At 55.8% G+C, this 16,705-nt stretch carries 19 protein-coding genes and 3 tRNA genes; 7 read left to right on the plus strand and 15 right to left on the minus strand.

The window, feature by feature from the left end; translation table 11 throughout:
• Nucleotides 1–23 precede the first annotated feature (23 nt).
• From proP to ACYF6X_RS11135, 3 genes are all read left to right on the plus strand, one after another.
• On the plus strand, nucleotides 24–1,526 hold the full coding sequence (gene proP / locus ACYF6X_RS11125; RefSeq protein WP_063989496.1) for a glycine betaine/L-proline transporter ProP: 1,503 nt from the start codon (nucleotides 24–26) through the stop codon (nucleotides 1,524–1,526).
• Nucleotides 1,527–1,667: 141 nt separating this feature from the next.
• Nucleotides 1,668–1,805, plus strand: coding sequence for a hypothetical protein (locus ACYF6X_RS11130; protein ID WP_165384368.1), 138 nt, complete (start codon nucleotides 1,668–1,670; stop codon nucleotides 1,803–1,805).
• A 96-nt stretch (nucleotides 1,806–1,901) separates the two neighbouring features.
• On the plus strand, nucleotides 1,902–2,171 hold the full coding sequence (locus tag ACYF6X_RS11135; protein WP_130017669.1) for a hypothetical protein: 270 nt from the start codon (nucleotides 1,902–1,904) through the stop codon (nucleotides 2,169–2,171).
• Nucleotides 2,172–2,238: 67 nt separating this feature from the next.
• On the opposite strand, the gene ACYF6X_RS11140 is transcribed toward ACYF6X_RS11135, so the two are convergent.
• The 3 genes from ACYF6X_RS11140 to ACYF6X_RS11150 form a co-directional block, all read right to left on the minus strand.
• Nucleotides 2,239–2,790, minus strand: a complete 552-nt coding sequence (locus ACYF6X_RS11140; protein ID WP_107226986.1) for a hypothetical protein — start codon at nucleotides 2,788–2,790, stop codon at nucleotides 2,239–2,241.
• Nucleotides 2,756–3,037 (minus strand): hypothetical protein, encoded by a 282-nt coding sequence (locus ACYF6X_RS11145; protein ID WP_130017668.1) that lies wholly within the window; start codon nucleotides 3,035–3,037, stop codon nucleotides 2,756–2,758. The genes ACYF6X_RS11140 and ACYF6X_RS11145 overlap by 35 nt, the downstream gene beginning before the upstream one ends.
• 141 nt (nucleotides 3,038–3,178) lie before the next feature.
• On the minus strand, nucleotides 3,179–3,748 hold the full coding sequence (locus ACYF6X_RS11150) for a PaaI family thioesterase (RefSeq protein ID WP_242512532.1): 570 nt from the start codon (nucleotides 3,746–3,748) through the stop codon (nucleotides 3,179–3,181).
• A gap of 120 nt (nucleotides 3,749–3,868) precedes the next feature.
• Here ACYF6X_RS11150 and ACYF6X_RS11155 point away from each other — a divergent pair, with 120 nt between their 5' ends.
• Complete coding sequence (locus ACYF6X_RS11155; protein WP_130017667.1) at nucleotides 3,869–5,209, plus strand: anaerobic C4-dicarboxylate transporter; 1,341 nt, start codon at nucleotides 3,869–3,871, stop codon at nucleotides 5,207–5,209.
• Between the two features lie 158 nt (nucleotides 5,210–5,367).
• On the opposite strand, the gene ACYF6X_RS11160 is transcribed toward ACYF6X_RS11155, so the two are convergent.
• The 6 genes from ACYF6X_RS11160 to uvrY all read right to left on the minus strand — a co-directional run bounded on the left by ACYF6X_RS11160 (nucleotide 5,368) and on the right by uvrY (nucleotide 9,693).
• Nucleotides 5,368–5,453: transfer RNA gene (locus tag ACYF6X_RS11160), tRNA-Leu, on the minus strand.
• A 10-nt stretch (nucleotides 5,454–5,463) separates the two neighbouring features.
• Nucleotides 5,464–5,537 (minus strand) — tRNA-Cys (locus ACYF6X_RS11165).
• An 847-nt stretch (nucleotides 5,538–6,384) separates the two neighbouring features.
• Nucleotides 6,385–6,460 (minus strand) — tRNA-Gly (locus tag ACYF6X_RS11170).
• Nucleotides 6,461–6,604: 144 nt separating this feature from the next.
• The gene (gene pgsA, locus ACYF6X_RS11175) at nucleotides 6,605–7,153 is read right to left on the minus strand and encodes a CDP-diacylglycerol--glycerol-3-phosphate 3-phosphatidyltransferase (protein WP_004927937.1); all 549 of its coding nucleotides are present in this window, start codon (nucleotides 7,151–7,153) and stop codon (nucleotides 6,605–6,607) included.
• A 58-nt stretch (nucleotides 7,154–7,211) separates the two neighbouring features.
• Nucleotides 7,212–9,044 (minus strand): excinuclease ABC subunit UvrC, encoded by a 1,833-nt coding sequence (gene uvrC / locus ACYF6X_RS11180; protein WP_063989492.1) that lies wholly within the window; start codon nucleotides 9,042–9,044, stop codon nucleotides 7,212–7,214.
• A complete protein-coding gene (uvrY, locus tag ACYF6X_RS11185) occupies nucleotides 9,037–9,693 on the minus strand; it encodes a UvrY/SirA/GacA family response regulator transcription factor (RefSeq protein WP_004927947.1) in 657 nt (218 codons plus the stop codon). The genes uvrC and uvrY overlap by 8 nt, the downstream gene beginning before the upstream one ends.
• 708 nt (nucleotides 9,694–10,401) lie before the next feature.
• Between uvrY and ACYF6X_RS11190 the strand changes: the two genes are divergently transcribed.
• Nucleotides 10,402–10,626, plus strand: coding sequence for a DUF2594 family protein (locus tag ACYF6X_RS11190; RefSeq protein WP_004927950.1), 225 nt, complete (start codon nucleotides 10,402–10,404; stop codon nucleotides 10,624–10,626).
• 121 nt (nucleotides 10,627–10,747) lie between these two features.
• On the plus strand, nucleotides 10,748–11,089 hold the full coding sequence (locus tag ACYF6X_RS11195) for a GlpM family protein (RefSeq protein WP_038875376.1): 342 nt from the start codon (nucleotides 10,748–10,750) through the stop codon (nucleotides 11,087–11,089).
• An 18-nt stretch (nucleotides 11,090–11,107) separates the two neighbouring features.
• Here ACYF6X_RS11195 and ACYF6X_RS11200 read toward each other — a convergent pair whose 3' ends face one another.
• On the minus strand, nucleotides 11,108–11,539 hold the full coding sequence (locus tag ACYF6X_RS11200; protein WP_063989491.1) for a hypothetical protein: 432 nt from the start codon (nucleotides 11,537–11,539) through the stop codon (nucleotides 11,108–11,110).
• Nucleotides 11,540–11,708: 169 nt separating this feature from the next.
• A complete protein-coding gene (locus ACYF6X_RS11205; RefSeq protein ID WP_130017666.1) occupies nucleotides 11,709–12,023 on the minus strand; it encodes a hypothetical protein in 315 nt (104 codons plus the stop codon).
• Between the two features lie 541 nt (nucleotides 12,024–12,564).
• Here ACYF6X_RS11205 and ACYF6X_RS11210 point away from each other — a divergent pair.
• Nucleotides 12,565–12,924: a hypothetical protein gene (locus tag ACYF6X_RS11210; protein WP_063989490.1), complete on the plus strand. Its 360-nt coding sequence runs from the start codon at nucleotides 12,565–12,567 to the stop codon at nucleotides 12,922–12,924.
• Nucleotides 12,925–12,965: 41 nt separating this feature from the next.
• Here the strand turns inward: ACYF6X_RS11210 and ACYF6X_RS11215 are convergent, their stop codons facing one another.
• The 4 genes from ACYF6X_RS11215 to ACYF6X_RS11230 are packed head-to-tail and all read right to left on the minus strand — an operon-like array spanning nucleotide 12,966 to nucleotide 16,555.
• Nucleotides 12,966–14,234: an NAD(P)/FAD-dependent oxidoreductase gene (locus tag ACYF6X_RS11215; protein WP_130017665.1), complete on the minus strand. Its 1,269-nt coding sequence runs from the start codon at nucleotides 14,232–14,234 to the stop codon at nucleotides 12,966–12,968.
• Nucleotides 14,227–14,487 (minus strand): (2Fe-2S)-binding protein, encoded by a 261-nt coding sequence (locus tag ACYF6X_RS11220; protein ID WP_074181190.1) that lies wholly within the window; start codon nucleotides 14,485–14,487, stop codon nucleotides 14,227–14,229. Before ACYF6X_RS11220 ends, ACYF6X_RS11215 begins: the two co-directional genes overlap by 8 nt.
• On the minus strand, nucleotides 14,484–15,608 hold the full coding sequence (locus tag ACYF6X_RS11225; protein WP_063989488.1) for an NAD(P)/FAD-dependent oxidoreductase: 1,125 nt from the start codon (nucleotides 15,606–15,608) through the stop codon (nucleotides 14,484–14,486). The genes ACYF6X_RS11220 and ACYF6X_RS11225 overlap by 4 nt, the downstream gene beginning before the upstream one ends.
• Nucleotides 15,608–16,555, minus strand: a complete 948-nt coding sequence (locus ACYF6X_RS11230; RefSeq protein WP_130017664.1) for a 4-hydroxyproline epimerase — start codon at nucleotides 16,553–16,555, stop codon at nucleotides 15,608–15,610. The genes ACYF6X_RS11225 and ACYF6X_RS11230 overlap by 1 nt, the downstream gene beginning before the upstream one ends.
• Nucleotides 16,556–16,705 lie beyond the last annotated feature (150 nt).

Consider the following 16,705-nt stretch of genomic DNA (forward strand, 5'->3'; position numbering starts at 1 on the left):
ATAATTCATTAAGGGATGATTATATGAAGTTAAGAAAAAAACGACATAAACCGATGCACATTAACGACATCACCATCATCGATGACAGCAAACTCAAGAAGGCGATCACCGCGGCAGCCCTGGGCAACGCGATGGAGTGGTTCGACTTCGGCGTATACGGCTTTGTCGCCTATGCGCTTGGCCAGGTCTTCTTCCCCGGCGCCTCGCCCGGCGTGCAAATGATCGCCGCGCTGGCGACCTTCTCCGTGCCCTTCCTGGTGCGTCCGCTCGGCGGTCTGTTCTTCGGCGCCATGGGTGACAAGTTCGGCCGTCAAAAAGTCCTCTCGGTCACCATTATCATCATGGCGGTCAGCACCTTCTGTATCGGTCTGATCCCGTCTTATGCGTCGATCGGCATCTGGGCGCCGATCCTGCTGCTGCTGGCCAAACTGGCGCAGGGCTTCTCCGTCGGCGGTGAATATTCCGGTGCGGCAATTTTCGTCGCCGAATACTCGCCGGACCGCAAACGCGGCTTTATGGGCAGTTGGCTGGACTTCGGCTCCATCGCCGGCTTTGTGATGGGTGCAGGCGTGGTGGTGCTGATCTCCAGCATCGTCGGCGAAGCCAACTTCCTCGACTGGGGCTGGCGCATTCCGTTCTTCATCGCCGCGCCGTTGGGCCTGATCGGCCTCTATCTGCGCCATGCGCTGGAAGAAACCCCGGCGTTCCAGCAGCACGTGGACAAGATGGAGAAAGAAGACCGCAACGCCATCGAAAATCCGCCGAAAACCTCGTTCAAAGAGATCGCGGCCAAACACTGGAAAAGTTTGCTGGTGTGTGTCGGTATCGTGATTTCCACCAACGTGACCTATTACATGCTGTTGACCTATATGCCGAGCTACCTGTCGCATAACCTGCACTACTCGGAAGATCACGGCGTTCTGATCATCATCGCCATCATGATCGGCATGCTGTTCGTGCAGCCGGTGATTGGCCTGACCAGCGACCGCATCGGCCGTAAGCCGTTTATCATCGGCGGCAGCATCGGCCTGTTAGCGCTGGCGATCCCGTGCTTCATTCTGATCAACAGCAACGTGATTGGCCTGATCTTCGTCGGTCTGCTGGTGCTGGCGGTGCTGCTCAACTCCTTCACCGGAGTGATGGCTTCCATCCTGCCGGCGATGTTCCCGACGCACATTCGCTACAGCGCGCTGGCGATTTCGTTCAACATTTCGGTGCTGATCGCCGGTGCGACGCCGACCGCCGCTGCCTGGCTGGTCGAAGCGACCGGCAACCTGTACATGCCGGCCTACTACCTGATGGTGGTGGCGGTGATCGGTCTTATCACCGGTCTGTACATGAAAGAGACCGCCAACAAGCCGCTGCGCGGCGCGACGCCGGCGGCATCTGACCGCTCAGAGGCGAAAGAGCTGCTGCAGGAGACCTACGACAACATCGAACAGAAAGTCGAGGACATCAACGCGCAGATCGCCGAGTTGGAAAAGAAAAAACAGATCCTGATCGACCAGCATCCCAAGCTGGACTGATCGGCGCTGAAAGGCAAAAGCCACCCGATTGGGTGGCTTTTTTATTTTGATTTCAAACGAAATAATGCGCAGCGCATTTTATGACCATCGGGATTGGTGGTACGCTTTGCAGCACACGCTTTATTGATGAAGAACATGATCATGAGCAAAATGGATCTTCCCGTCATCATCGGCATCCTTGTTATGCTCGCCCTCTGGTTTGGCGCGTTCTTCAACATTGGCGATATCACCTTCAGCATTTCACGCCTGTTTCACTGGATTGAGAGCCAACGCAGCTAACCCCACGCCGACGCAGGCGGTGGAAAACATCGGCTATGATTAAAAGACGTTACCGCCATTTTCCACGATTATCGCTCGCGATAAGGGGACTGCATCATGACCGATTATACGTTCTACAATCAGATCCTGACCCGACTGGCCGCCAATCACCCCGGCACGCTGGATGAAAAAAACTACGAACTGTGGAAACAAGACGCCACTAGCCCGCATGCCTTCGCCGATCCCTTCGCCTATCTCAAAACCAAAGGGCTGATACAGGCCTATGTGATGAGCGACATCGATGAGAACAACTATGATATCGACCCGCATCAAACGCGGATCACCGCCGCCGGTCTCGAGTTCATTCGCAACGGCGGGTTTAAATAAGGACGACACGCGCCAACAAAAAAACCGCCAGACGGCGATTTTTTATCCCAGAAGCAGGCGAACCAACTCAGGCGGGGAAAGGCCGATAAAAAATGCGCAGCACTTCGTTGTCACCCTGGCGTAAAAAACCGCCTTCCGGCTGCCAGCGCAGATCGCGCGCCAGATTGAGATTTTCCCAACCGACCGCGCCCCCCACGCCGATGCAAAGATTTTTATTGCCGGCGGCAAATCCTGCACCGGTGCCGATCATGGCATGCAGCAAACGGGGCGCCGCCGCGTCACGCAGGGAGAATATGCCGATAAAACATCCCTGCGGCGCGCGCAGCATATCCGCCATGGTGCGGATCTCGTTATCGTCAGGGCTGACGAAATGTTTGTATTGCTTATCGAACACCGTCTGCCACAGCTGCTTGTATTTCGCCTTACTGAGCGCGCCTGAACGGTGAGCGCAAAGCACCACCGCATCCCAGCACATCTCCCCGCTAAGCGAAAGATACTCTTCCGTATCGGTTTGCGGCTTATCGGCGTAATGCCGCGCAAATTCAGCCGCATTCAAATGCGGCGGCACGGCCTGTTTAGCAACGTCACTCTTGTAGCGCTTGAAATTCAACCAATGCATGGGAAGTCTCCTCTTCACCCGGTAGGTTAACAATCCGGCAGCCGTGGATGAAACGCGCCATCAAATCCAGGGCATCGTCAGCAGCGGCGATTTCGTCGTCATTCAGCCCCTGCTCCATCGACCGCTCGATCGCGTTCATCACCCCCGGAGCGCTGGTTTCTTCCCCCTGCGCCACCACGTCTAATACGGCTTTGCCGATCGCCAGACAAAGCTCATGATCAAACTCAATCTCTTTATACGGCTGCATAATCACCCCGATAAATTTTTACCCAAGAATACTAGACCACAATGGTGTATCGCGCCTGTCATCGTAGCGCAGCAAGGTATGCAGCCGAAGAGAATTGCATCGGGCCCCGGGTTGATAGCCCGAAGCCCGACAAAAAGCAGATTATTGCGGTGCTTGTTCGGTAGGGCGAATGATAAAACAAGTGGCGGTTGCCGAAGCCAGCAGCTTCCCTTCCGCCGTTTTGAGCGTGCCTTCAGCGAAAGCGACGTTCTTCGCCGCATAGACCAGACGCCCCTCGGCGATCAGGTCAGTTTCCTTCGGCACAGGGCGCAACATTTTAACCTGCAGATCGACGGTGCCATAACCAATCCCCGCGCCCAGCGTACTGTGCACCGCGCAACCGGTCACCGAGTCCAAAACCGTGGCGGCAAAGCCGCCATGAACGCCCCCCAGCGGATTCAGGTGGCGCCCGTCGGCTCGCGCCACGATGCGGATATACCCCTCTTCCACCGCAACCGGTTTCATGGGCACGGTTTCAGCGATCGAGGCCGGTGGAATTTTACCGGCCATCGCAGCCTGTAATAGCGCCAGTCCTGTCATTTTTGTCGGATCCATTGATCTCTCCTCTGGTGATAAACCCGTTATATAGGAGAGGTCTGACCTCTTGACTTGTTTTTTCGTGCTGATGTCGTCAGCCGCCTGCTCTTCAGATTCTCTGAACGTGACCGTCATCACTCTTTAGCGCTAATAACCCTAATTTTTTAGCGCCTTTAGATTTAAAACAACTTTCTGCTGCCAGCGCAGCCGGAAACTGAACGCAGTTAAGTTCAACATTATTAAGGCGTATCTATCATGGATTTCTTTCTGCAATTAGCGGTGATATTGGCATGCCTGCTGTATGGGGCGCGTAAGGGCGGCATTGCGCTGGGGTTACTGGGTGGGATCGGGTTGATGATCCTGGTGTTCGGCTTTCACCTGCAGCCCGGCAAACCGCCGGTGGACGTGATGCTGGTGATTATCGCGGTGGTGGCGGCTTCCGCCACCCTGCAGGCCTCGGGCGGGTTGGACGTCATGCTGCAGATCGCCGAACGGATGCTGCGACGTAACCCGCGCTATGTCTCGATCATCGCACCGTTCGTGACCTGCATTCTCACTATTCTGTGCGGCACCGGGCACGTGGTGTACACCATCTTGCCGATCATTTATGACGTGGCAATCAAAAACAACATTCGCCCGGAGCGACCGATGGCGGCCAGCTCGATCGGCGCGCAGATGGGCATTATCGCCAGCCCGGTTTCAGTGGCGGTAGTCTCACTGGTGGCGATGCTCAGCAGCTACACCTTCAATGGCCGCCATCTGGAATTCCTCGATCTGCTGTCTATCACCATCCCGTCTACCCTGTGCGGCATTCTGGCGATCGGCATCTTCAGTTGGTTCCGCGGCAAAGACCTGGACAAAGACCCGGAGTTCCAGAAATTCATCTCGGTGCCGGAAAACCATCGCTACGTTTATGGCGATGCCGCCACCTTACTGGACCGGATTCTGCCACGCAGCAACTGGATCGCCATGTGGATTTTCCTCGCCACCATCGCACTGGTGGCGGTACTGGGGGCGTTTTCCGATCTGCGGCCCAGCTTCGGCGGCAAGCCGCTCTCCATGGTCCTGGTGATCCAGATGTGTATGCTGATGGCCGGGGCATTGATCGTCATCATTACCCGCACCAACCCGGCGTCTATCTCTAAAAACGAAGTGTTCCGCTCCGGCATGATCGCCATCGTGGCGGTGTATGGCGTCGCCTGGATGGCGGAAACCATGTTCGGCGCGCATCTGGTGCAGATCGAAGCCACGCTGGGCGTGCTGGTGAAAGAATACCCCTGGGCCTATGCGCTGATCCTGCTGCTGGTGTCGAAGTTCGTCAACTCGCAGGCCGCCGCGCTGGCGGCACTGGTGCCGGTGGCGCTGGCGATCGGCGTCAACCCGGCCTATATCGTCGCTTCGGCGCCGGCCTGTTACGGCTATTACATTTTGCCAACCTACCCCAGCGATCTGGCGGCAATCCAGTTCGACCGATCCGGCACCACCCGCATCGGCCGCTTCGTGATCAACCATAGCTTTATTCTGCCCGGCCTGATCGGCGTCAGCGTCTCCTGCGTCTTCGGCTGGATCCTCGCCGCGGCGTTCGGTTTCTTATGAGTTGTATTTCGGAGCCCTGAGGGGCTCCGTACAGGCAGGGTGGCAGCACGACAAGAAAGGATGCAGGTATAATACGAATTTCAGGCACAAAAAAACCGCCTCTCGGCGGTCTACGACATTACTACTTATTGCTTTGATTATTCGGTATTTTCATTCCCTGGTACCCGGGGCGGGACTTGAACCCGCACAGCCATAAGCCGAGGGATTTTAAATCCCTTGTGTCTACCGATTTCACCACCCGGGCTCGGGAAAGTTGGAGGCGCGTTCCGGAGTCGAACCGGACTGGACGGATTTGCAATCCGCTACATAACCGCTTTGTTAACGCGCCTTTATTCTGTTTGCCTTTTCAGGCCAAAGCCGGTGATTCACCCACTTCGTTTTGTTCTTTTGATCCGCGATGTTGAAATCACTTATCTTAATCATCTGATTCTTAAGTAATTTATTTCGTTACCGCCGAATCGATGGACTGCATTATGGACTAAACCCCCCACCTTGGCAACCCCCCGAAATAGCAAAAAGTTCTCTAACGCTTTCAACTGCTTATTTTGTGGGCGCACTGTTCACAATGCCAACGGAAAGGCAAGCGGAATGTTGATTTTATATGCATCGGCTCAGGGATTCACGGGCGAATCGGATCTTTTTTCTTGGCAGGAATCACTTACCCGCGCCCTCTGCGGGTTTCATTTGCTTATGATGATGGGGTACCGTGCAAAACATCATTATGGGTGACATCGCGCAATCTCCGCGCCGCTAGCTGACCACGCACGTATAACAGCAGAAACCACCGTAATCGGCGAATGCCAGGAAGAGCGATTTCGACGATAGCTCCCACCAAACATACCGGCAGAAAACCGAGCACCGTTCCGAAAGTGGGATATCACTCCCCCAACCCAACGTCGCCGCCCTGAATAGCCAACGGAACTGCAGAGGTAGAGACTGATGTCAGGCCGTACACCGCACGGGAGCACCGGCACAATATCCAATCAAATGTGCCTGATTACACCATGCAACGGATGCATCCTGCGGTATGAAAACGACAGGATATACAGAGGCAATAATCGATGTATCACGTTGAAGAAAGGTTTCGCCGGACGGCAAAGGATTAGAAAACGAAAAGGGGCCGAAGCCCCTTTTCGTTTACCTGCCGAATCACGGGGATCCAACAGGCCAATGTTTGGAGCGGGAAACGAGGCTCGAACTCGCGACCTCAACCTTGGCAAGGTTGCGCTCTACCAACTGAGCTATTCCCGCATTACCAGAACTGACTGATTTATTTGCTATCTTTTGGCAATTCATCGTTGTCGTCTGATGCGATGCATTCTACTTACCTGACGTGATGAGTCAATAAAATTGTTGGCTCATCACGATCGTTTGCCGATTTTTGCAGCGTATCGATCACGGTTCCAGCAGATCGTTGCGTGCCGCGTTCAAATATTGGAACATCGACCAGAAAGTCAGCACCGCTGCGATATACAGCAAGCCAATCGCCACATACTCTACGGAGCGATCCGGGCGCCACAGCAAGCCCACCAGCGACATCATCTGCGCCATGGTTTTCACTTTGCCGATCCAGGACACCGCCACGCTGCTGCGTTTGCCAATTTCCGCCATCCACTCGCGCAGCGACGAAATGATGATTTCACGGGCGATCATGGTGGCCGCCGGCAGCGTGATCCACCAGCTGTGGTAGTGTTCCGCCACCAACACCAGCGCCACCGCCACCATCACTTTGTCCGCAACCGGATCCAAAAACGCCCCGAAGCGCGTCGTTTGTTTCCAGCGGCGTGCCAGGAAACCGTCAAACCAGTCGGTGACGGCGGCGAACACAAAGATAACGGCGCAAACCATCGGAGCCCAGTTGAACGGCAGATAAAACGCCAGCACAAAGAATGGGATCAGAACTACGCGAAACAGGGTAAGCCAAGTCGGTATATTCAATTGCATAATGCTACGGTAACTATCTGGCTAGAGTGGAAATTAAGAGTATGTTGCTACATTGCCCTCAGTGTTTCAATGCATTGTAGATCTTTTCTGCCAATGCTTGTGAAATACCCGGCACTTTTGCAATTTCCTCCACGCTGGCGTTCAACAAAGGTTGCAGTCCGCCCATATACTTCAACAGCACCTGGCGCCGTTTCGGCCCTACGCCTTCAATCAACTCCAATGCGCTGGTATTTCTGACTTTCGCCCTTCTCTGCCGGTGGCCGGTAATCGCATGATTGTGTGAATCGTCACGGATGTGTTGGATCACATGTAGCGCCGGCGAATCCGGCGGCAGCGAAATCCCCTCGCCTTCCGGCACGAAGAACAACGTTTCTAACCCGGCCTTGCGATCGGCGCCTTTGGCGATGCCAATCAGCAGCGGCTTATTCTTGTCCCAGGTAACGTTCAACGATTTGAATACGTCGATCGCCATGCCGAGCTGCCCTTTACCGCCGTCGATGAAAATGACATCCGGGATCTTTTTCTCTTCCAGCGCCTTGCCGTAACGGCGCTTCAGCACCTGCGTCATCGCCGCGTAGTCATCGCCTGGAGTGATGCCGCTGATATTGTAGCGCCGATACTCCGCGCGCACCGGGCCGTTACCGTCGAACACCACGCACGAAGCCACGGTCTGCTCGCCCATGGTATGGCTGATATCGAAGCACTCCATACGGTTGATTTCCGTCAGGTTCAGCACTTTGGCCAATTCCGCCAGCCGCTGATGAATAGTCGACTGTTGCGAAAGCTTGGTGGTCAACGCCGTTGCCGCGTTGGTGCGCGCCAGCTTCAGATAACGGGCGCGGTCGCCACGCGGTTTGCTTTGAATTTGGATCTTGCGCCCCGCCAACCCGGAGAGCGATTCTGCGAGCAGGTCTTTTTCCGGCAGGCTGAAATCCAGCAGGATCTCGCCGGGCAATGTGCGCGCCTGGCTGCCCTGCAGATAGAACTGGCCGACAAAGGTCTGCACCACTTCGCCCATATCCGTGCCGCCCGGTACTTTAGGGAAATAGCTGCGGCTGCCCAGCACCTTGCCCTGACGGATGAACAGCACGTGCAGGCACGCCATACCGGCATCGAACGCTACGCCGATCACGTCCAGATCGTCGCTGTCGCCCGACACAAACTGCCGCTCGGTGACGCGACGCACGGCCTGAATTTGATCGCGAATGCGCGCCGCCTCTTCGAAATTGAGCAGTTTGCTGGCTTCTTCCATACGCGCAATCAGCTGGTGCAATACCTGCTGATCTTTACCAGAAAGGAACAGCCGCACGTAGTCCACCTGCTGCTGGTATTCTTCTTCGCTCACCAGGCCGGCAACACAAGGCCCCAGACAGCGGCCGATCTGATACTGCAGGCACGGACGAGAACGGTTGCGATATACGCTGTTTTCGCACTGACGAATCGGGAACAGCTTCTGCAGCAGCGCCAGCGTTTCGCGTACGGCATAAGAGTTGGGAAAAGGCCCGAAATATTCGCCCTTGGCGTGTTTGGCGCCGCGATGTACCGCCAAACGGGGATGGGTATCCGCACTGAGAAAAATCAGTGGGTAAGATTTATCGTCTCGCAAAAGAACATTATACCGCGGTTGGTACAATTTAATGTAGTTATGTTCCAACAGCAGCGCTTCTGTTTCGGTGTGGGTAACCGTTACGTCTATTTGCGCGATATTTTTAACCAGCGTCTCGGTTTTACGGCTGCTGACCTGCTGCCGAAAATAGCTGGCGAGACGCTTTTTCAGGTCTTTGGCTTTACCGACGTAGATCACCGTGCCCGTGGCGTCGTACATGCGGTAGACGCCGGGCTGGCTGGTGACGGTACTCAGGAAGGCTTTGGCATCAAAACGGTCATTCACTGCTTAACAATGTCTCCGCATTGAACAATCCATGTCGGATGGCCAGGTGAGTCAATTCGACGTCGCCGCTGATATTCAGTTTGCTGAACATGCGGTAACGGTAGCTGTTCACCGTTTTCGGGCTGAGACTCAGTTGCTCCGAGATCTCATTCACTTTTTTGCCTTTGGTGATCATCAACATGATCTGTAACTCGCGTTCAGACAGGCAGCTGAACGGCGTTTCGGCCTGCGGTTCCAGCTGGCTCAGAGCCATCTGCTGGGCGATATCAGACGCGATATAACGCTGCCCCGCATGCACGGAACGCAAGGCATTAATCACTTCCTGCGGCGCGGCGCCCTTGCTCAGGTAACCGGCGGCACCCGCCTGCATCACCTTCGCGGGCAAAGGATTTTCAGTATGGATGGTCAACATGATGACTTTGACGTCGGGTGCATAACGCACAATCTTGCGCGTGGCTTCCAGCCCGCCAATGCCCGGCATATTCATGTCCATCAGCACGATATCGACAGCGTTGCCACGGCACCATTTTACGGCGTCTTCACCGCACTGAGCCTCACCGACAACTTTTATACCTTTGATATCTTCAAGAATGCGTCGTATCCCTGCGCGCACCAGTTCGTGGTCATCAACAAGAAGAACGCTAATCAAGGAAAAATCTCCAAAAAAAGGGAGTAACGCAATCGGCCTCTGTTTTCGCCAGAGATATTACTTGTTTTTCAGACAAGAATGAACACAGATTAATACATACTTCCGAATAACTTTGCGGAGCAGAGCTGATTTTTCAATTTTAGCCGTCTATGCCGCCGATAAATCGTCACGTCGGAAAAGATCGGACGCCGAAAATAATTCCGCGGCGCTGTACCAGACACAGGATAGCGCGATAATCATGCTACGAGAGAGAAATCTGTGTAAGCAATCACGACATGAATAATATTAACACGGCCGTTGGTTGTTTGTAATCATTTGATATTTAAAGGCGTAACAAAATCCGCTGCCAACCTGTGTCTGGCAACCCGCGGTCGAAACTATTATTCCCGGCAAACGCCGGTAAAATCGGTGTCCCCCACCCCAAATAATTATAATAACCCCCATTGTTCAACAATAACGTGCCGGACAAATACTTGTTAACCACCTCGAAATAACTTGCCACGAGTAGATGATTCAGACAAGCAATGAGCGAACGTTGCCCACCCGCGTGACCTGAGCAAGCCCGGTGCAGATGACAGGCGCATGCTATGCTATACTCCGCGCCCAGTTAAATTCGCCGCCGCGCGCGGGGCAACCTTTTAGTAGCCCGCGTGCGGTGCGCCAAAGCAGCTTGTATCAGGCTACGGCCTCAAAAAATCAGGAGAGAAAATGAGCAACGTTGATTTCACTACGTCTGCAAACCCGGAAATCTTGGCGACCGAGGTTGCCTGCCTCAAAGCTACGCTGACGCTGATCTTGAAATCGATCGGCCAGGCCGACGCCGGGAAAGTTATCATCAACATGGAACGTTTCATCGCTCAGATTGAAGATCCCACCCAGGCGGAAATCTTCAAGAACAGCATTCAGCAAATCAAGCACGCTTACCGTCAGTAAGCGTTGCATCCCAGACCCGCACTTATTGTGGGTCTGCTTTTCACCGCGCTACACCACACCCCATTGATCTTGCACGTGCTTTCGGGCAGTGTGTTGACTTTCCCCCACACCCGAGACCGTTATGGGCATCCTTGTCAAAGCGCTGATCGGCGCGCTGGTCGTGGTTCTGATCGGCCTGTTGGCCAAAACGCGCAACTATTATATCGCCGGTTTAGTCCCGCTCTTTCCCACTTTCGCCCTGATTGCGCATTACATTGTCGGCAACGAGCGTTCCATCGCGGCGCTGAAAACTACGCTGATTTTCGGCATGTGGGCGGTGTTGCCCTACCTGGTATATTTGATCTCGCTTTATTTCCTGATCAACAGTTTGCGGCTGTCGTTGGCTCTGGGGGCGGCGGTATTGTGCTGGATTGCGGCAGCGTGGCTACTCATTACGCTGTGGGGGTGGTGGCAAGGGCGTTAACGCCCTTGCCAGGGCAGATTAAGGTCGCCCCGCCTGCAAAACGAAACCACGCTGCCGATCACCGGCGATACGCAGATAGCGGCTTTCACCGGCGCGCAGCGTCATCGGTATACTGCCGCCGGTCTCACGCCAAATACACAGGTTATTCTCGATCATATCTTGCCCGATACTGACCGTAATATTGCCTGGCGGTACGCGAAATTCTGCTTTCTCTTTCGACGCCAGTGAAGCGGCGAACTCCCCATTCACATAGACGCCGGTGCGGCAACTGCCCGCCAGCATTCCGCTATCGCGCACCACCACCACCGTGGCGTAAGGCGTATCCGGGATATTCTGATAAAGCATCAGACGGCTTGGGGGCGGCAATTCAGCCTGTTGCGGCGGTACGGCTTGAGTCGCACACCCCGTCAACAGTGCAGAGGCAAATAATAGCGCGGCGTAATGCTTCATCCTTAGCTCCTGAAGAAAATAATGCTTATCGTAACAAGAGATAGCTGTCTCCAGTAGCATTCATACCGCAGAGATGAAAAAATCGGATAACTTCCCACTCCCCCACAAACCTGCAGAAATAAGAAGATTCTGCATTAAAGCCCTTGAAATAAAGGCGATTCTTGCAGATTTAAAACTTGACCATGCCACGTTGGATATCTGCCGCAAAAGCACCACTGACGTAACTGAAACCATCCTGCGTGACGTAAACCCTGGTATGACCGGTCTCTGATAACACCGCCACCATATATCCCAAGCTGATCATTTCATGTGACGGAACGTTCATCGGGGTTAGAAATCCGCGCCCACGGCACCACTGATAAAAACGAGTTCGCCCATATCCCAACACGGCACCCACATCGGAGAGGTGCTTAAAAGTATCATAATCCTCTGATGATGAAGGTAAACCGTCATGACTTTCAGGCGTTTTCTTTATCCCAGACAAAATAAACTCCTTTTTGACTTTGTCGCATACGGTTATCCTTTCTCTAAAATGAATTTAAAAAATCCAAATTTAAAATGCAAATGAATTCCCTGTAACAAAAAATACTTTCACGGAAAAACCTGAAAATAAAACCCCAATAAAAAAACAGAAATAAAAAAATAGGGTATTAATACCGAGTATTAAATCCTTGGCATGGGTAAATATCCTAAATAAAAATAATAGTCAGACCAGATAAGAATATACTTAGCTTGCGTATTATTTACCTCATCAAAACGATGCAATTGCGATCGGATCATTGCGGCATAAAGAGAACGAATAAAACCAGCGCCACATCGCCCCCTTTCTTCGTGAGGCCGCAGATCTCTACAGACTTCCCTCAATGTGCCACATCCTCTCTCAGCGCGGTACTTCCTCAATCATACCTAAACAATAACTATTATCATTTCCAATTGTTCCGCCAGTTTATTACACTTTCCTACCTCGCCAGTTAGGAAAATTCCTAGGCTGCGAGCCTCAGGATAGAGAAAGAGCTAGGGACACTATGAAGAATTGCCGTTGTTTGATTGTTTTGCCGTTATTGATGTTGACCGCCTGCACTCAATGGGAAAGGCCCGGCGCGGTTGAGAGTACCCGGGATGCCGAATATGCCGAATGCCGTAGCCGCGGATACGATCGTTTTCCGCCGGACGTAGTGCGGGACGTGGAGTTCAGCTACGAAAACAAATACATGCCTTGCGAGAAGAATAAGAAAGATTGTCCATCGGGATACCGCTACGACAAGGAGCCGTCGATTAAAACAGTGCAGACCGATCGCAATCAGTCCGCCCGGGACGCCATCATCGAAGCCTGTATGTACGGCAAAGGCTGGCGAGAGAAAACCTACTATTGGCCGCAATGGTGATGTGGCGGCATTTGCCTGGGGGCGAAATGCCGCTAACCCATTCAACCGTCGTCATCACATCGGTTCAGCCCCAGTGCAACCAGCGTTTCTGTCCTGACCGGCGTTAAAGGCACACGCGGCGACGGTAAAGGCCAGCCCAAAAGCTGCCTCGCCGCCGCCGCACAGATTTTTCCCTGGCATGCTCCCATACCACATCGGCTGCTCAGTTTAGCCGAGTTCCAATCCGGCTGATGGCGTACCTGTTCCAACGTAACGTCTTCGCAGCGGCACAGTAACGTTTGCGGTTTGGCCAGCGAATTCAAGCGCTCATCGAGAGCAAAGGTACTTGCCGTCGCCGTGGCGAAACGCCGCCACCGCCGCCGCTGCGCCACCATGCGCTCTGCCTTTTCCCGCTGCCCGGTGGCAGCATAACCGGCAATGGCGCCTTCGGTGAGCGCCAATTCACTGCCGCCAATGCCGGTACACTCCCCGGCGGCATAAATTTGCGCCTGGCTGGTTTGCTGAAAATGATCCACCGCTACGGCGTCGTGTTCTATCCGGCACCCCAGCAGCATCGCCAACTCAATGTTCGCCACCAGACCAAAACCGCAGGCTAACCGGTCACAGGCGATCGTTCTTTGCCGCCCGCCGTTATTGACGTGCACCGAGGTTAAACGTTCTTGCCCCAACGCCGCCAGCACCCGGTTACCGGCACGATAACGATGCGGCATCAGAGAAAACGCCTGACGCAGCTTGGCTGGCCAGCGCCACAGGCCGCCGGCAAACGCCGCCAACCGCCAAAGCGGCGCCTGCTCAGCCACCAGCACCACCTCACCGCCGGCCTGTTTCACGCTGTCCGCCACCGCCAACAGCAGCGGACCACTGCCGGCTATCACCACTCGCTCGCCGCGGATCGCCAACCCCTGCTTGATTTGCGCCTGTAGACCACCGGCGCCGGTCACCCCCGGCAGCGTCCAGCCGGGAAACGGCAACAACAGTTCACGCGCGCCATTGCATAAAATCAGCTTCTGATAGCGAATCACGCCGCAGCCTTCGGCGTCTTCATAGGCCAATCGGTTAGCGCCACACTGCGCCACCAGCTTGCAGCCGGACTGCAGCGCAATATTTTCCCTCGTCGCCACCGCCTGCCGATAGCGGTTCGCCGTTTCAGGCAACGCCACCTGCGGTCCATCGCGCCAGATTTGCCCACCGGGATGCGGATTATCATCAATCATTCGCACCTGGCCACCACTTTCCGCCGCGGCCAGCGCCGCCGCCTGGCCGGCCGGACCGGCACCGACGATCAGCACCTCACAATTGAAGTTACTCATCATCGCTCCTCTCAATGCGCATGCCGGCTTGGCACAGCGTTTGGCACGCCAGGCGACGCAGACCGTTAATGGTCACCCGGCACTCCTGACAAACGCCCATGCCGCAAAAGGGGGCGCGCGGTTGGTGTGAAACAGATAACCGACAACGATCGTCACCGCACAGGCTGAGTGCCGCAGCAACGCTGAGCCCAACCGGTACCCGCCGGTGCTCGCCATCGATACTCAACGAGAGCGTATTTTGTCTTTCATTCATACAGGCAGCTCCTTGGCGGCTAACACCCGCGCCGCCAAATACGGGGAAACGTCAATTTCCGGCGTTTGCCGGCCGATCTGCGCAGTAATCAGCGCGGCGCTGCCGAGGGCAGTCGTGACGCCCAATCCCTCGTGCCCCAGCGCCAGCCACAGCCAGGAATGCTGCGGATGCGCGCCTAACAGCGGCAGCCCGTCAGCAGAGGCGGCGCGCAGCCCGGTCCAGCAGCGAATGATGTTCATCTGCGCTAATGCGGGCAAGAAATGCTGCGCACGCGTGAGCATTGCCGCCAACAGCGGCATGTCCAACGCCGAATCGACGGCGTCGAACTGGCGGGAAGAACCGATCAGCCATTGCCCGGTGGGCCGCGCCTGTACATTGAATGCCACCGACGTGCCGTCGCTGGCATGCGCGCTGGCGCCATATCCCAGCTCCACCAACTGATGACGCACCCGAGGCGGGTAGCGATCGGTAATCGCCAGATGGCCCTTCTTGGCGTGAAGCAAAGTCTGCGGCAATAGGCTATTGGCCCTAAGGCCGCAGGCCAGGACTACCCGCGGCGCAGCCAGGTGCCTGCCGTCCACCAGCCGCACTGCCCCTTCATCCAGCACTGCCGCCTCGCCATGCACCACGTCGATCGCCGCACCACCGTCGGCCAACAGCCAGCGAGCCGCGAGCGGCGCATACAGAATGCCGTCGCCCGGCACCCGCAACCCACCGGCCAGGCCGTGCCGCAGCATCGGCTCCATCGCGGCGATCTGCTCCGCCGTCAGCAGCTCCGCAGCCACGCCCTGCTCCGCCAGCCGCGTCCGCTTTTGCTCGGCGATGGCCATTTCATCCGCTTTATCCGCCAGCCATAGCGTTCCGCAGCCGCGCCAGGCACACGCTTGCGGCATGCGCCCCGTCACTTCACGCCATAACCGCAGCGAATAAGCGCTCAACGCCAGCTCGGCCGGATTGTCGTCCATGCACACCAGATGCCCCATGCCAGCGGCGGTGGCGCCGGCGCGGCGATCGTCCACTACCGAAACACGATACCCTTCCCGCGCCAGCCGCCAGGCACAGGCAGCGCCGATGATGCCGGCGCCGATCACGATGACATCGGCTCCCCGCTCGGCGCCCATCAGCGTATTCCCCAAACAAAGGGATCGCGTTCGTCGAGCAGCAGTTGGCTATCGGCGCACACATAGGCCTGCCCGCGAATAAAGGGGGTAATGCGATCGCCATTCCGGTGATAGTAGGCCTGAAATTCGCTGCCGATCACGCTGGCCTGCCGCCACTGCGTGTCCGGCGGCAGCTTGTCGTCCGCCGCCAGGCACGCCAGTTTGGCGCTGGTGCCGGTGCCGCACGGAGAACGGTCATAGGCTTTGCCGGGGCACAGCACGAAGCTGCGGCTGTCGGCCTGCGGATCGTCACCGAACAGTTCGATATGGTCTATCACCCCGCCGTCTTCACCGCGGATGCCCGCCTGATCCAACGCCTGCCGCACCGCCCAGGAGAACGAGGTCAATGCCTCCAGATTTTGTTTATCGATGGGCAACGGCGACTCACCGATCAGGAAGAACCAGTTACCGCCCCAGGCGATGTCACCCGTCACCGGTCCGTAACCCGCAACCTCAAGCCGCACCTGGCGGCGGTAACGATAAGCCGCCACGTTCTCTACCGTGACGCTGCCGTCGTCATGCAGCGTGGCGTTTACCGGGCCGACCGGGGTCTCGATCAGATGGCGACCGGCGTGGATGCGCCCCAGGTGCGCCAGCGAAGCAATCAGCCCGATAGTGCCGTGCCCGCACATGCCCAGATAGCCGCTGTTGTTAAAGAAGATCACCCCAGCGGTGGCCTGTGGCGAACAGGGGCGACACAGCAACGCCCCCACCAGCACGTCATTGCCGCGCGGTTCGAGCATCACCGCGCAGCGCCAATCGTCATAATGTTGCGCGAAACACGCCCGCCGTTCCGCCATGCTGCCCTCGCCGAGATCGGGAAAACCTTCCACGATCAGACGGGTCGGCTCTCCGCCGGTATGAGAATCGATCGCCCGCAAAGCGGTGATATGCGCAGAAAGTGCCATCGGCGTCTCCTGAGTTAATGAGATGTTACCAATGGCATTAGCCTGAACGAATGTGAGCATAACGGCTTGATGCGTTTCGGCGCGGCGAATGAAGAAATCAGCACAGTGACAAAAGTCAGGCCTGACGCGTCGCGGGTATGTGCTTAGCGA

This window comes from Serratia sp. ID 25-353 (genome assembly GCF_054792795.1).

Excerpts from the sequence above, each read along its gene's own strand:
- ACYF6X_RS11155 (WP_130017667.1), top strand. The coding sequence starts at position 3,869 with ATGGATTTCTTTCTGCAATTAGCGGTGATATTGGCATGCCTGCTGTAT.
- ACYF6X_RS11200 (WP_063989491.1), bottom strand. The coding sequence starts at position 11,539 with ATGAAGCATTACGCCGCGCTATTATTTGCCTCTGCACTGTTGACGGGG.
- proP (WP_063989496.1), top strand. The coding sequence starts at position 24 with ATGAAGTTAAGAAAAAAACGACATAAACCGATGCACATTAACGACATC.
- ACYF6X_RS11210 (WP_063989490.1), top strand. The coding sequence starts at position 12,565 with ATGAAGAATTGCCGTTGTTTGATTGTTTTGCCGTTATTGATGTTGACC.
- ACYF6X_RS11230 (WP_130017664.1), bottom strand. The coding sequence starts at position 16,555 with ATGGCACTTTCTGCGCATATCACCGCTTTGCGGGCGATCGATTCTCAT.
- ACYF6X_RS11215 (WP_130017665.1), bottom strand. The coding sequence starts at position 14,234 with ATGAGTAACTTCAATTGTGAGGTGCTGATCGTCGGTGCCGGTCCGGCC.
- ACYF6X_RS11195 (WP_038875376.1), top strand. The coding sequence starts at position 10,748 with ATGGGCATCCTTGTCAAAGCGCTGATCGGCGCGCTGGTCGTGGTTCTG.
- ACYF6X_RS11150 (WP_242512532.1), bottom strand. The coding sequence starts at position 3,748 with ATGACGGTCACGTTCAGAGAATCTGAAGAGCAGGCGGCTGACGACATC.
- ACYF6X_RS11135 (WP_130017669.1), top strand. The coding sequence starts at position 1,902 with ATGACCGATTATACGTTCTACAATCAGATCCTGACCCGACTGGCCGCC.
- ACYF6X_RS11220 (WP_074181190.1), bottom strand. The coding sequence starts at position 14,487 with ATGAATGAAAGACAAAATACGCTCTCGTTGAGTATCGATGGCGAGCAC.
- ACYF6X_RS11130 (WP_165384368.1), top strand. The coding sequence starts at position 1,668 with ATGAGCAAAATGGATCTTCCCGTCATCATCGGCATCCTTGTTATGCTC.
- ACYF6X_RS11225 (WP_063989488.1), bottom strand. The coding sequence starts at position 15,608 with ATGGGCGCCGAGCGGGGAGCCGATGTCATCGTGATCGGCGCCGGCATC.
- pgsA (WP_004927937.1), bottom strand. The coding sequence starts at position 7,153 with ATGCAATTGAATATACCGACTTGGCTTACCCTGTTTCGCGTAGTTCTG.
- ACYF6X_RS11145 (WP_130017668.1), bottom strand. The coding sequence starts at position 3,037 with ATGCAGCCGTATAAAGAGATTGAGTTTGATCATGAGCTTTGTCTGGCG.
- ACYF6X_RS11190 (WP_004927950.1), top strand. The coding sequence starts at position 10,402 with ATGAGCAACGTTGATTTCACTACGTCTGCAAACCCGGAAATCTTGGCG.
- ACYF6X_RS11140 (WP_107226986.1), bottom strand. The coding sequence starts at position 2,790 with ATGCATTGGTTGAATTTCAAGCGCTACAAGAGTGACGTTGCTAAACAG.